Source organism: Streptomyces sp. NPDC087215, assembly GCF_044744885.1.
GTDB lineage: Bacteria > Actinomycetota > Actinomycetes > Streptomycetales > Streptomycetaceae > Streptomyces.
In genome coordinates this window covers 318,968-332,407 of record NZ_JBIUZD010000007.1, presented here as the reverse complement: position 1 = coordinate 332,407, position 13,440 = coordinate 318,968, and the positions used below count along the sequence as shown (strand labels likewise).

The 13,440-nt window shown below is 74.1% G+C and carries 8 protein-coding genes and 2 pseudogenes; 3 read left to right on the top strand and 7 right to left on the bottom strand.

Annotated elements, in window-relative coordinates; genetic code table 11:
- Positions 1 to 52: 52 nt before the first annotated feature.
- Both ACIO92_RS20885 and ACIO92_RS20880 read right to left on the bottom strand, forming a co-directional pair.
- A pseudogene (locus ACIO92_RS20885) lies at positions 53 to 424 on the bottom strand (RidA family protein); the annotation flags it as partial.
- Between the two features lie 237 nt (positions 425 to 661).
- A pseudogene (locus ACIO92_RS20880) lies at positions 662 to 1,807 on the bottom strand (acyl-CoA dehydrogenase family protein); the annotation flags it as partial.
- Positions 1,808 to 2,038: 231 nt separating this feature from the next.
- Here ACIO92_RS20880 and ACIO92_RS20875 point away from each other — a divergent pair.
- Both ACIO92_RS20875 and ACIO92_RS20870 read left to right on the top strand, forming a co-directional pair.
- On the top strand, positions 2,039 to 3,661 hold the full coding sequence (locus tag ACIO92_RS20875; protein ID WP_402057993.1) for an AMP-binding protein: 1,623 nt from the start codon (positions 2,039 to 2,041) through the stop codon (positions 3,659 to 3,661).
- Positions 3,662 to 3,870: 209 nt separating this feature from the next.
- Positions 3,871 to 4,767 carry a PaaX family transcriptional regulator C-terminal domain-containing protein gene (locus tag ACIO92_RS20870; RefSeq protein ID WP_366441293.1) on the top strand — a complete coding sequence of 299 codons (897 nt, stop codon included), beginning with the start codon at positions 3,871 to 3,873 and terminating at the stop codon, positions 4,765 to 4,767.
- Between the two features lie 272 nt (positions 4,768 to 5,039).
- Here the strand turns inward: ACIO92_RS20870 and ACIO92_RS20865 are convergent, their stop codons facing one another.
- Positions 5,040 to 7,322, bottom strand: coding sequence for a bifunctional salicylyl-CoA 5-hydroxylase/oxidoreductase (locus tag ACIO92_RS20865; protein ID WP_401239316.1), 2,283 nt, complete (start codon positions 7,320 to 7,322; stop codon positions 5,040 to 5,042).
- Positions 7,323 to 7,501: 179 nt separating this feature from the next.
- The gene (locus ACIO92_RS20860) at positions 7,502 to 8,329 is read right to left on the bottom strand and encodes an enoyl-CoA hydratase family protein (protein ID WP_366441292.1); all 828 of its coding nucleotides are present in this window, start codon (positions 8,327 to 8,329) and stop codon (positions 7,502 to 7,504) included.
- 521 nt (positions 8,330 to 8,850) lie between these two features.
- Between ACIO92_RS20860 and ACIO92_RS20855 the strand changes: the two genes are divergently transcribed.
- A complete protein-coding gene (locus ACIO92_RS20855; protein WP_366441426.1) occupies positions 8,851 to 9,294 on the top strand; it encodes an ATP-binding protein in 444 nt (147 codons plus the stop codon).
- Here the strand turns inward: ACIO92_RS20855 and ACIO92_RS20850 are convergent.
- The 3 genes from ACIO92_RS20850 to ACIO92_RS20840 form a co-directional block, all read right to left on the bottom strand.
- Positions 9,248 to 10,726 (bottom strand): amino acid permease, encoded by a 1,479-nt coding sequence (locus tag ACIO92_RS20850; RefSeq protein ID WP_366441291.1) that lies wholly within the window; start codon positions 10,724 to 10,726, stop codon positions 9,248 to 9,250. The two genes, ACIO92_RS20855 and ACIO92_RS20850, sit on opposite strands and share 47 nt — an antisense overlap.
- A gap of 169 nt (positions 10,727 to 10,895) precedes the next feature.
- The gene (argF, locus tag ACIO92_RS20845; protein ID WP_401239195.1) at positions 10,896 to 11,957 is read right to left on the bottom strand and encodes an ornithine carbamoyltransferase; all 1,062 of its coding nucleotides are present in this window, start codon (positions 11,955 to 11,957) and stop codon (positions 10,896 to 10,898) included.
- Positions 11,958 to 12,062: 105 nt separating this feature from the next.
- Complete coding sequence (locus ACIO92_RS20840) at positions 12,063 to 13,295, bottom strand: arginine deiminase (protein ID WP_401239192.1); 1,233 nt, start codon at positions 13,293 to 13,295, stop codon at positions 12,063 to 12,065.
- Positions 13,296 to 13,440: the final 145 nt, after the last annotated feature.

Here is a 13,440-nt window from a genome sequence, read left to right as displayed (position 1 = left end):
CGGTCGGTCCACCTCTCGACCCTAAGCCCGCCCCGGAGGGCGGACCAGTCGATCAAGCGGGGGCGGGTTCGTCCAGGACCGCGAAGCCGTCCAGTTCGACCCTGGCCTGTTCGTCCCAGAGGCGTACGACTCCGATCACGGCCATGGCCGGATAGTCGCGGCCCGCCAACCGGCGCCAGATCCGGCCGAGTTCGGGGGCGTGGGCACGGTAGTCGTCGACGTCGGTGGTGTGGACGGTGACGCGGGCGAGGTCGGCGGGAGCGCCTCCGGCGTGGCGGAGCGCGGTGAGGAGGTTGCCGAGGGCGGTGGTGAACTGTTCGGGGAGGGTGTCCCCGACGATCTTCCCCTCCTGGTCGAGCGCGGTCTGTCCGGCGAGGAAGACGAGCCGGGTGCCGGTCGCCGTGACGGCGTGCGAGAACCCGGCGGGCGGGGACAGCTCGACGGGGTTGTGCCGGTGCAGGCTCATGGGGGAGGGGTCCTCCTGGCGTCGGTGGGGCGCGGGCGGGCGGCGCCCGGGGGCGGCCGTGACCGGGGCGGGGGCGGGGGCGGGGGCGGCCGTGACCGGGGCAGAGCCGGTCTCGGCCGGGGCGGAGCCGGTCGTGACAGGGGCGGAGCCGGTGGCCTCGTCATGGATGGCGGGCCCGGCGGGGGCCGGTGTCCCGGCGGCTCGGCCGTGGGCGGCCGTCCCCGCCGGGGACCCGTACAGCTCCTTCGCGATGATCGTGCGCTGGACCTCGGTGGCGCCCTCGTAGATCCGGGGTGCGCGGACCTCCCGGTAGAGGTGTTCGAGGAGGTGGCCGCGTTGCAGGGCGCGGGCGCCGTGGAGCTGGACGGCGGCGTCGACGACGTACTGGGCGGTCTCGGTGGCGAGGAGCTTGGCCATGGCGGAGCGCCGGGGGACGTCGGGGTCGCCCTCGTCGTACGCGGTGGCCGCCGCGTAGACGAGGAGGCGGGCGGCCTCGGTCCGGGTGGCCATCTCGGCGACCTGGTGGGCGACGGACTGCAGGTCGCGCAGGACACCGCCGAAGGCGGGGCGGGCCGCCGTGTGGGCGAGGGTCGCGTCGAGGGCCGCCTGGGCCATGCCGACGGCGAAGGCGCCGACGCTGGGACGGAAGAGGTTGAGGGTGCCCATGGCGACCCGGAAGCCCCGGTCGGGGGCGCCGAGGAGGTCCTCGGGGCCGACGGGGACGCCGTCGAAGGTGAGGGTGCCGAGGGCGTGCGGGGCGAGCATGTCGAGCGGTTCGCCGCCGAGCCCCGGCCGGTCGGCGGGGACGAGGAAGGCGGTGACGCCCCGGGCCCCGGCACCCCGGGTGGTGCGGGCGAAGACGATGGCGAAATCGGCCTCGGGGGCGTTGGAGATCCACCGTTTCTCACCGTGGAGGCGCCAGCCGCCGTGTCCGTCGGGGACGGCGTCGAGGGCGAGGGCGGCGGCGTCGGAGCCCGCGCCCGGTTCGGAGAGCGCGAAGGCGGCGACGGCCCGGCCCGAGGTGATCCCGGGGAGCCAGCGGGCCCGCTGGGCGGGGCTGCCGAAGGCGGCGACGGGGTGGCCGCCGAGGCCCTGGAGGGCGAGGGCGGTCTCCGCCTCGGTGCAGACGCGGGCGAGGCTCTCCCGGAGGAGGCAGAGGCCGAGGGCGCCGGAGTCGAAGAGCCGGGCGAGCAGGCCCAGCTCGCCGAGGGCGGCGAGGAGGGGGCGGTTGACCCGGCCGGGTTCGCCGCGTTCGGCGAGGGGCTTCAGGTGGACGTCCGTGAGGGCACGGAGCTCCGCACACCAGGTGATCTGTGCGGGATCGAGCGAGAATGCGGGCATGTGGGCCCTCTCCGACGCCCTCGGGCGTCTCCGTCCCCGTGCCGTCCGGCGCTCTCCTCCGGGCGCCGGACGGCTCCTCCGTGGGGGTGGTCCGGGGCGCCGCGCCCGCACCCGGTGGGGCGGCGGCACGGGCCCGGTCCAGCCCATCTGTAGCGAACCGTTGACTGTCGTCACCGACACGATACGCTCGTGGAGCGATGTGCGACCCCACCACGACAGGGGGACGGACTCATGGAGCTGACGCCCTCGGCCCACCTCGACACCTTCGCCCGTGACCGGCTCCCCCCGCCCGACCGGTGGCCGCGCCTCGTCTTCGACCTCCCCGAGCTGGCGTACCCCGACCGGCTCAACTGCGGGGCGGAACTCCTCGACCGCACGGTGGAGCGCTTCGGCCCGGACCGGCCGGCCTTCCACGACGGCGACGGCGGCGTCTGGAGCTACGGACAGCTCCGCGACCACGTCGACCGGATCGCCCACGTCCTCACCTCCGACCTGCGGGTCCTGCCGGGCAACCGGGTCCTGCTCCGCGGGCCCACCACTCCCTGGCTGGCCGCCTGCTGGCTCGCCGTGATGAAGGCGGGGGCGGTCGCGGTGACCGTCCTCGCCCAGCAGCGCGCCCCCGAGCTCGCCGTGATGGCCGAGACCGCCCGCTGCACCCACGCCCTCTGCGACGCCCACACCGTCGACGAACTCCTCGCCGCCCGGGTCCCCGGGCTCCGCGTCACCCCCTTCGGCGGGGGCGGTCCGGACGACCTGCTCGCCCTCGCCGCCCGCCGCCCCGGCCGCTACCGGGCCGTACCGACCGCCGCCGACGACGTGGCCCTCATCGCGTTCACCTCCGGCACCACCGGCCGCCCCAAGGGCTGCGCCCACTTCCACCGGGACGTCCTGGCCGTCGCCGACACCTTCTCCGCGCACGTCCTGCGCCCGGAGCCCGACGACGTCTTCGCCGGTTCGCCGCCGCTCGCCTTCACCTTCGGCCTCGGCGGGCTCGTGGTCTTCCCCCTGCGGGCCGGGGCGAGCGCGGTCCTCCTCGAACAGGCCGGACCGAAACAACTGCTCGCGGCCGTCGAACGGCACCGGGTGTCGGTGCTCTTCACCGCCCCCACCGCCTACCGGGTCATGCTGGACGAGCTGGCCCAGGGCACCGCGCCCGACCTGGGCTCGCTGCGCCGCTGCGTCTCCGCCGGGGAGAACCTGCCGGAGGCCACCTGGAAGTCCTGGTACGCCCGCACCGGGATCCGTCTCATCAACGGCATCGGCGCCACCGAACTCCTGCACATCTTCATCTCTGCCGCCGACGGCGACATCCGCCCCGGCACCACCGGCCGCCCGGTCCCCGGCTGGCGGGCCAGGATCGTCGACCGCGAGGGCCGGGGCGTCCCGGACGGCGAGGAGGGGCTGCTGGCCGTGCGCGGCCCGGTGGGCTGCCGCTATCTGGCCGACCCCCGCCAGACGGAGTACGTACGGAACGGCTGGAACGTCACGGGAGACACCTACGTCCGCGATCCCGACGGCTACTTCCGGTACGTCTCACGCGCCGACGACATGATCATCTCCGCGGGCTACAACATCGCGGGACCCCAGGTCGAGGAGGTCCTCCTGGACCACCCCGACGTGGTCGAGACCGCCGTCGTGGGCCGCCCCGACGCACTGCGCGGGCAGGTCGTCGTGGCCTACGCGGTGATACGGGACGGGGTGCCGCGCGACGCGGGCACCGCCGCCGCGCTGCGGGCCTTCGTCCGCGCCCGGCTCGCCCCGTACAAGTCCCCCCGCGAGATCGTCTTCGTGGACGCCCTGCCCCGCACGGCGACCGGCAAGCTCCAGCGCTTCCGGCTGCGCGACCCGGCCTGACCGGCCCCGGTCCACTCCCGGGACCCACCTCGGCCGGGCGCGTCCGCCACGACACCCGAGAAGGAGCGGGGCCGGGTGCGTGCGGCTGCGAGGCGGAGGACCGAGGCACGGCGGAGCCATGGTGATCGACGACAACGCGGCAGATGCGCGTGCCCGGCCCCAGCCCCGCGACGCCGCCCCCCATGTGCCGGTCGGTCTAAAATGATCACGTGGCCGAGCAGCACACCCCCCGATCCCTGATCGTCTCCCTCTACGGCGCCTACGGCCGTACCCCCGACGGCTCCCCCCTGCCGGTGGCCGGGCTCATCAGGCTGCTCGGGGTCCTCGGCGTGGACGCGCCCTCGGTGCGCTCCTCGGTGTCCCGGCTGAAGCGGCGCGGACTGCTGCTGCCGGGCAGGACCGCCGACGGGGCCGCCGGATACGCCCTCTCCGAGGACGCCCGCAGGCTCCTCGACGACGGCGACCGGCGCATCTACGCCCGCACCGAGCCCGAGCTGTCCGAGGGCTGGGTGCTCGCCGTCTTCTCCGTGCCCGAGGCCGAACGGCACAAGCGGCACCTGCTGCGCTCCCGGCTGGGCAGGCTCGGCTTCGGCACGGCGGCACCGGGCGTCTGGATCGCGCCCGCGCGCCTCTACGAGGAGACCCGCAACGCCCTGGAACGCCTCGGTCTCTCCCCCTACGTGGACCTCTTCCGGGGCGATCACCTGGGGTACGCGGCGACCTCCGGGGCGGTGGCCCGCTGGTGGGACCTGCCCGCCGTCGCCGGGCTCCACGAGGAGTTCCTGGCCGCGCACGAGCCGGTGCTACGGGCCTGGCGGACCGCTCCGGCGGGACCCGAGGACGCCTACCGGGACCATCTGCTGGCCCTCGACTCCTGGCGCAGGCTGCCGTACGCCGACCCGGTCCTCCCGGCGGAGCTGCTCCCGGACGACTGGCCGGGCCGCCGCTCGGCCGAGGTCTTCGCCGCCCTGCACGAACTGCTGCGGGCCCGGGGCGAGGAGTACGTACGCCCGTTCCTGACCGGGGACGCGGCCACGGGACCCGGAGGGGGTGGCGCTCCGGCCGCCGGGACGCCCCGACACGAGAAGGACTCCACCGGGCCCTGACCGCCCGTCCCGCGAGGGACCGACACGGACGCGACGAAGGCCAGGACCATCCCCACGTCCGGCGGGCCGTCCGCCGGGGCCACGCGTCCCGGCCGCCGGGGCCACGCGTCCCGTCCCGGGCTGGACCGGGCCGCGTTCGAAGCGCAGGGGCTGCCCCTCCCCCTCGGTCGCGGCGAGTCGCGGCTCGATCATCGACCGCCTTGCCGCTTCGGCGAGTCCGGGGGGGGCGATGTCCGACGGCATCGCGGGAAAGAGCTTCCGGACAGGCGCCCCTACGCCCTGCGGCCCGTCGGGGGCGGGCGGTTGCCCGCGCGGTAGGGGGCGGGCCAGGGGGCGGCGGGGCCCTCGTAGCCCTGTTCGGCCGCCGCGTGCAGGGTCCAGTGGGGGTCGTAGAGGTGGGGGCGGGCCAGGGCGCACAGGTCGGCGCGGCCCGCCAGGAGCAGTGAGTTGACGTCGTCCCAGGAGGAGATCGCGCCGACGGCGATCACGGGGACGCCCGTCCGGTTGCGTATCCGGTCGGCGTAGGGGGTCTGGTACGAGCGTCCGTAGGCGGGGGCCTCGTGGGGGACGACCTGGCCGGTGGAGACGTCCACGGCGTCGGCGCCGTGCTCGGCGAAGGCGCGGGCGAGGGCGACGGCCTCCTCCTCCGTGGTGCCGCCCTCGGCCCAGTCGGTGGCCGAGATCCGGACGGTCGCCGGGCGGTCCTCGGGCCAGACCTCCCGTACCGCGTCGAAGACTTCGAGCGGGAAGCGGAGCCTGCCGTCGAGGTCGCCGCCGTAGCCGTCGGTGCGGTGGTTGGTGAGCGGGGAGAGGAAACCGGACAGCAGATAGCCGTGGGCGCAGTGCAGTTCGAGGAGGTCGAAGCCGCTGTGGGCGGCGCGGCGGGCGGCGGCGGTGAACTCCTCGCGCACGGCGGTGAGTCCGGCGCGGTCGAGGGCGCGCGGCACCTGGTTGACGCCGGGCCGGTAGGGCAGGGGCGAGGCGGCGACGAGGGGCCAGTTGCCGGTGGGCAGGGGCTGGTCGATGCCCTCCCACATGCGCCGGGTGGAGCCCTTGCGGCCCGCGTGGCCGAGCTGGACGCCGAGGGCCGTGCCGGGGGCCCGTTCGTGGACGAAGGCGGTGATCCGGGCCCAGGCGTCGGCCTGTCCGTCGTTCCACAGGCCGGTGCAGCCGGGGGTGATGCGGCCCTCGGGGCTGACGCAGACCATCTCGGTCATGACGAGTCCGGCGCCGCCGAGGGCCCGGGAGCCGAGGTGGACGAGGTGGAAGTCGCCGGGGACGCCGTCCTCGGCGGCGTACATGTCCATGGGGGACACGACGATCCGGTTGCGGAGGGTCAGTCCGCGCAGCCGGAGCGGGGTGAACATGGGCGGGGTGCCGGGCGGGCAGCCGAAGTCGTGTTCGACGGTGGCCGTGAAGGCGGGGTCGCGGAGCCCGAGGTTGGCGTGGGTGACCCGGCGGCTGCGGGTGAGCAGGTCGAAGGCGAAGCGCCGGGGCGGACGGTCGACGTGTTCGGCGAGGTCCTCGAACCAGCGCAGGCTGGCGGCCGCGGCACGCTGGGTGGACTCGACGGCGGGACGGCGCTCGGTCTCGTAGGCGGCGAGGGCCTCGGGGAGCGCGGGGTGCGTGCCGAGGGCGCGGGCGAGGGAGACGGCGTCCTCGACGGCGAGTTTGGTGCCGGAGCCGATGGAGAAGTGCGCGGTGTGGGCGGCGTCGCCGATGAGGACGGTGTTCCCGTACGACCAGTGGGTGTTGACGACGGTGCGGAAGGCGGTCCAGGCGGAGCGGTGGGAGCGCAGGGGCCGGCCGCCGAGCGCCTCGGTGAAGATCCTGGCGCAGCGGGCGGCCGATTCGGCCTCGTCCATCATGTCGAAGCCCGCCGCCCGCCAGACCTCCTCGCGCATCTCCACGATGACGGTGGAGGCGTCCGCCTCGTACGGGTAGGCGTGCAGTTGCACCACGCCGTGCCGGGTCTCCGCGATCTCGAAGCGGAAGGCCTCGAAGGCGAAGTCGGCGGCGAGCCAGATGTACCGGCAGCGGTGGGTGGTGATCCGGGGCCGGAAGTGCCCGGCGTGGGCCTCGCGGGTGCGGCTGTGGACGCCGTCGGCGGCGACGACCAGGTCGTGGGTGGCGGCGAGGTCGGCGGCGGGCGGGGCCTCGGTGCGGAAGCGGAGCCGTACGTCCAGGTCGGCGCAGCGGGTCCGGAGGACCTCCAGGAGCCTGCGGCGGCCGAGCGCGGCGAAGCCGTGGCCGGTGGAGGTGGTGCGGTGGCCCCGGTGGACGACGTCGATGTCGTCCCAGCGGACGAGGTCGCGGGTGAGTGCCTCGTGGACGACGGGGTCGGCGTCGCCGATGCCGCCGAGTGTCTCGTCGGAGAGGACGACTCCGAAGCCGAAGGTGTCGGAGGGCGCGTTCCGCTCCCAGACGGTGACCTCGCGGGCGGGGTCGGCCCGTTTGAGCAGGGCGGCGGCGTAGAGCCCACCGGGCCCGCCGCCGACGACGGCGATCCGGGAGGGGCCGCCGTGGCCCGTACGGGAGGGGGCGGTGTTCCGCACGGGGGCGCGTTCGCCGCCTTCGTCGGCCGGGCTCGTACGGGAGGGGACTCCGTCGGCGCCCGTACGGGAAGGGGCGGTGTCGTCGTCGGCGCCGGAGGGGGCTCCCCCGTCGCCCACGGCCGTACGGGAAGGGGCGCGGGGGCCGGTGGGGTCGGTGGGGCCCTCGGGGGGCGGCACCGTCAGCACCCCCGCCAGTTCGGGGGGCGCTTCTCGGTGAAGGCGGCGTGGAACTCGGCGTAGTCCGCGCCGTTCATCAGGAGCGCCTGGGTCGCCGCGTCCAGTTCGACGGAGGCGGCGAGCGGCATGTCGAGTTCGGCGGTGAGCAGGGCCTTGGTCTGGGCGAGGGCCAGGGCGGGGCCGTCGGCGAGGCGCCGGGCCAGGGCGGCGGCCCGCTCGCCCGCCCTGCCCTGCCCGGTCAGCTCGGAGAGCAGTCCGATGCGGTCGGCCTCGGCGGCGTGGACGGGTTCGCCCAGCATGAGGAGCCGGGTGGCGTGGCCGAGTCCGACGACCCGGGGCAGCAGATAGGCGGCGCCCATGTCGCCGCCGGAGAGTCCGACGCGGGTGAAGAGGAAGGCGAAGCGGGTGGTGGGGTCGGCGACCCGGAAGTCGGCGGCGAGGGCGAGGACGGCTCCGGCTCCGGCGGCGGCTCCGTGGAGGGCGGCGACGACGGGGAAGGGGCATTCGCGCAGGGCCCGGACGACCTGGCCGGTCATCCGGTTGAAGTCGAGGAGCTGGGCCGTGTCGAGGGCGAGGGTGGCGCCGATGATCTCGTCGACGTCGCCGCCGGAGCAGAAGCCCCGGCCCTCGCCGTCGAGGACCAGGGCGCGCACGGACCGCTCGCGGGACAGTTCGGCGAGGAGGTCGCGCAGGTCGGCGTAGGCGCCGAAGGTGAGGGCGTTGAGCTTCTCGGGGCGGGCGAGGGTGACGGTGGCGACGCCCCGGTCGACGGTGAGGCGCAGATGCCGCCATTCCTCGGTGCGGGGCGCGGAACCGGTAAAGGGGCTCATCCGGAACGGCCTCCTTCCTCCTCCCGGAGGGTATCACTCACCTGTGACCGTCGTCACGAGCGCGCGATAGAGGGTGGGCGGCGGTCGTGCGGGGCGACCGAGGTCCTCCCGGCTCGTGACCGAGGTCCCCCTCGGGGCGGGAGAGGCTCCCCTGTACTTGCGGATTGCACCTCGTAAGGTTGAAACCGGGACGTCTGGGAGGTCATCGCCCACCCGCCCCTCCGGCGAAGGGAGCCCGCACCATGCCCAAGGCCGACGGACCGTCCGTCCACGAAGCCACCGACGGCACCACCAGTACCAGGGCCGACACCAGGACCGACGACCCCGGACCGGCCGGTACCACCGGAGACGGTTCCACCGAGGGCGGTCGCGCCGCCCGTACCGGCGGGGCCGCCGCCCCGGGACCCGCCCGCACCACCGGGACGGGCCATCTCCCGGGACCCGCCGGGGAGGTACGCGCGGCCGGACCGGCCGGCACCCACGGATCCGCCGGAGCCCCGGGCGGCTCCGGGACGGACGCCATCGCGTCCTGGCGCGTCGAGCTGCCCCACACCACCGCCGCCGTGCCGCTCGCCCGCGCCCTGATCCGTACCGCGCTCGCCGACATCGACCCCGCCGCCACCGGCCGCCCGGACCGCGACACGGCCGAACTGCTCACCGCCGAACTGGTGGCCAACGCCGTCGAGCACACCGCGGGCCGGGGGCCCATCGAGCTGGTCGTCGAGCTGTTCGCCTCGCCCGGCGGCTGCCAGATCGAGGTCCACGACGCCGAGCCCGCCCGCCCCGGTCAGCTCGTCTGCCCCGACCCGGAGACCGAGATCGACCCCTGGCAGGAGCACGGCCGCGGCCTCCTCCTCATCCGGGCCCTCAGCAGCGACTGCGGACACCGCCCCACCGCCCACGGCAAGGCGGTCTGGTTCACGCTCCCCGCGATCCCGGCCCCGCGTCCGCGCTCGGAGCCGTGACGGCCAGGCGCGAGTGGCGCCGCCCGTATCCCGCGTACACGAGCGAGCCGACGGCCAGGAAGGCCACGAACTGGACCCAGGTCGTCCAGCCGGTGCCCCAGATCAGATAGAGGCAGAAGCCGATCCCGAGGATCGGGCTGAGGGGGAAGAGCGGCACCCGGAAGGAGCGCGGCAGCTCCGGGTCGCGGCGGCGCAGCACCATCACGGCGAGGTTGACGGCCGCCATGATGGCGAGGGTGCCGATGGTGGTCAGGTTGACGACCACGTCGAGCGGTACGAAGGCGGCCGGGACGGCGAAGACGGCGGCCACGATCCAGGTGTTGGCGACCGGTGTCGCGGACTTCGGCGAGACCCGCTCGAAGACCCGGGGGACGAGCCCGTCGCGGGACATCGACATCAGGATGCGGGTCTGCCCGTACATCACCGCGAGGACGACGGAAGCGATGGCGACGACCGCCCCGAAGGCGATGATCCCGCCGCCGACCGAGGAGCCGGTGACCTGGTCGACGACGACCGAGAGCGCGGCCGGACGGCCGGCGACCGCGTCGGCGCCGAGGGCCCCGATCGCGGCGAGCGCGACGGCGCAGTACAGCAGGGTGACGACGCCGATGCAGACGAGGATGGCGATCGGGATGTTCCGGCGCGGGTTCTTGACCTCTTCCCCCGCCGTGGTGATCGCGTCGAAGCCGATGTACGAGAAGAAGGCCACCGAGGCGCCCGCGGTGATCCCGCCGAGCCCGGCTCCGGCGAACGGCGAGAGGTTGCCGTCCTGGAAGGCCGAGAAGCCGATGGCGCAGAAGACGATCAGGATGCCGATCTTGAGGATCGCCATCGCGGCGGTGGCCCGCGCGCTCTCCCGCACCCCCCGCACGAGGAGGGTCGCGGCGAGCAGGATCACGACCACGGCGGGCAGGTTGACCGCGCCGCCGTCGGCGGGGCCCGCGGAGAGCACGGCGGGCAGGCGCCAGCCGACGAGGCTGTCGAGCAGTTCGTTGAGGTACTGGCTCCAGCCGACGGCGACGGCGGAGACGGAGACGCCGTACTCCAGGAGCAGGCACCAGCCGACGAGGAAGGCGGTCCGCTCGCCGAGGCTCGCGTAGGCGAAGGAGTAGGAGGAGCCGGACACCGGGATCGCGCCGCCCAGCTCCGCGAAGGAGAAGGCGGTGAAGACGCAGGTGATCGCGGCGAGGACGAAGGAGACGACGACCGCGGGCCCCGCCTCGGCGACGCTGTCGGAGAGCCCGACGAAGATGCCGGTGCCGACGATCGCCCCGATGCCGAAGCACACGAGCTGGAAGAGGCCCATGGTGCGCTTGAGGCCGTGGCCCTCCAGGTCGGCGCCCGATTCTGCGAGGAGCTGCTGCGGGCTCTTGATCCGCTGGGGGGAGGCGATCCTCCGGCGGGTGGTGCTCCGTGGGGCGGACGGGGTCATGCGGTGGTTCTCATCTCTGGTGGCGCACGCGAAAGGGGGGTTCGGGCATATCCGCCTGAACCCCCCTGAGGAACGCGATCGTAAACCGCGTCGTGCATATTCACCCAATCGGGCGTAAAACTATGCCGTCGAAGCTCTTCGTCGAGCCTCTGGGCCCTTCGTCGGGTCCCTAGAGCCCGGCGCCCGGACCGGCGGGCTCCGCGAGGAGCCCGGGGAGCGCGGGGAGCGGACCGCCGGCCATCGTGGCGACCAGGACCGCCTTGATCGTGTGCATCCTGTTCTCCGCCTCGTCGAAGACGACCGAGTGGGCCGACTCGAAGACCTCGTCGGAGACCTCCAGCTCGGTCAGCCCGTGCCGGGCGTGGATGTCCCGCCCGACGGCGGTGCCCAGGTCGTGGAAGGCGGGCAGGCAGTGCAGGAACCCGACGTCCGGGTTCCCTGTGGCGCGCAGCACGTCCATGGTCACGGAGTACGGGGCGAGGGCGGCGATCCGCTCGTCCCACACCTCCTTGGGCTCCCCCATCGAGACCCAGACGTCGGTGGCGACGAAGTCGGCGCCCGCGACGCCCTCGGCCACGTCCTCGGTGAGGGTGACCGTCGCACCGCTGGTCACGGCGAGCTTCCGGGCGCGGGCGACGACCTCCGCGCCCGGCCAGTACGCCTCCGGGGCCACGATCCGCACGTCCATGCCGAGCAGCGCGCCGGTGATCAGATAGGAGTTGCCCATGTTGAAGCGGGCGTCGCCGAGGTAGGCGAAGGCGATCCGGTCCAGCGGCTTGTCGGTGTGCTCGGTCATGGTGAGGACGTCGGCGAGCATCTGGGTGGGGTGCCAGTCGTCGGTGAGACCGTTGAAGACGGGCACGCCGGAGAAGGCCGCGAGATCCTCGACCGCCGCCTGGCTGTCACCCCGGTACTCGATGCCGTCGAACATGCGGCCGAGGACCCGGGCGGTGTCCTTGACGGACTCCTTGTGACCCATCTGGGAGCCGGAGGGGTCGAGATAGGTGGTGGAGGCGCCCTGATCGGCGGCGGCCACCTCGAAGGCGCAGCGGGTGCGGGTCGAGGTCTTCTCGAAGATCAGGGCGATGTTCCTGCCGCGCAGCCGCTGGACCTCGGCACCCGCCTTCTTGGCCGCCTTCAGCTCGGCGGAGAGCGCGATCAGGCCGCGGAACTCCTCGGCGGTGAAGTCCAGCTCCTTGAGGAAGTGGCGGCCGATGAGGTCTGTGGCCATGGGACGCGCTCCTGGGGGTACGGGTCGAGGGGACGGCGGTCAGGACCCTGGAAGTGTATACATACTTCAACATTTATATACAGCCCCCTTCGGTGCCCCGGGGCCTCAGGCCGCGTCCCGCTCCACCGGACAGCTCATGCAGCGCGGCCCGCCCCTCCCCCGGCCCAGCTCACTGCCGGGGATCTCGATCACCTCGATGCCCCGCTTCCGCAGATGCGTGTTGGTGGTGACGTTCCGCTCGTACGCCACCACCACCCCCGGCTCGACCGCCAGCACGTTGCAGCCGTCGTCCCACTGCTCGCGCTCCGCCGCGTGCACGTCCTGCGTCGCCGTGAGGACCCGGATCTCCTGGAGGCCGAGGGCCGCCGCGATCGCGCTGTGCATCCGCTCCGGCGGGCGGTCCGTCACCCGCAGGGACTGGCCCTCGTCCCCCGGCTCGATCGTGTACGAGCGGAGCATCCCCAGGCCCGCGTACTGCGTGAACGTGTCCTGGTCCACCATCGTCATCACCGTGTCCAGATGCATGAACGCGCGCCGCTTCGGCATGTCGAGGGCGACGATCGCCCGCGCCGAACCGGCCTCGAACATGCGCCGGGCCAGCATCTCCACCGCCTGCGGGGTCGTCCGCTCGCTCATCCCGATGAGCACGGCGCCGTTCCCGATGACGAGGACGTCCCCGCCCTCGATCGTCGACGGATAGTCCGCCTGCCCCTGCGACCACTGGTGGAAAGGCCCCGCCTGCGCCCCCGTGAAGAGCGGGTGGTGCCGGTAGATCGCCTCGAAGTGCACGGTCTCGCGCTGCCGCGCGGGCCAGCGCATCGCGTTGATCGACACGCCGTCGTAGATCCACGCCGAGGTGTCCCGGGTGAACAGGTGGTTCGGCAACGGCCCCAGCACGAAGTCGTCCAGGTCCAGCGCGTGGAACCGCACCGACGTCGGCTCCCGGTGCGCCGCCAGGAACTCCCGCTTCGTCATCCCCCCGACCAGCGCCTCGGCCAGCGCGCCCGCGTCCAGCGAGTCGAACGCGGCCCGGATGTGATCGGCGGCCAGCGGCCCGTACTCCTTCTCGTCGAAGACCCGGTCCAGGACCAGGGCGCGGGCCACGGGCACGTCCAGGGACTCCCGCAGCAGGTCCCCGAAGAGGTGTACCGCCACCCCCCGGTCCCGCAGCACGTCCGCGAACCCGTCGTGCTCCTGCCGCGCCCGGCGCACCCACAGCACGTCGTCGAAGAGCAGTGCGTCCTTGTTGGTCGGCGTCAGCCGCTTCAGCTCCAGATCGGGCCGGTGCAGGATGACGCGGCGCAGCCGCCCGGTCTCGGAATCGACGTGGAATCCCATACGGCCATCCTGACGGAGCGAAGGGCTCCCGGCCCGCCTTTCCTCATGGGCGGGCCGGGGCGAGGCGGGCGGGGACACGGCGGGCCCGGTCGGGTTTCCCGGGTACGCCGGGGGCCGGGGACCGGAGGAGGGCCTTGAAAGGAAG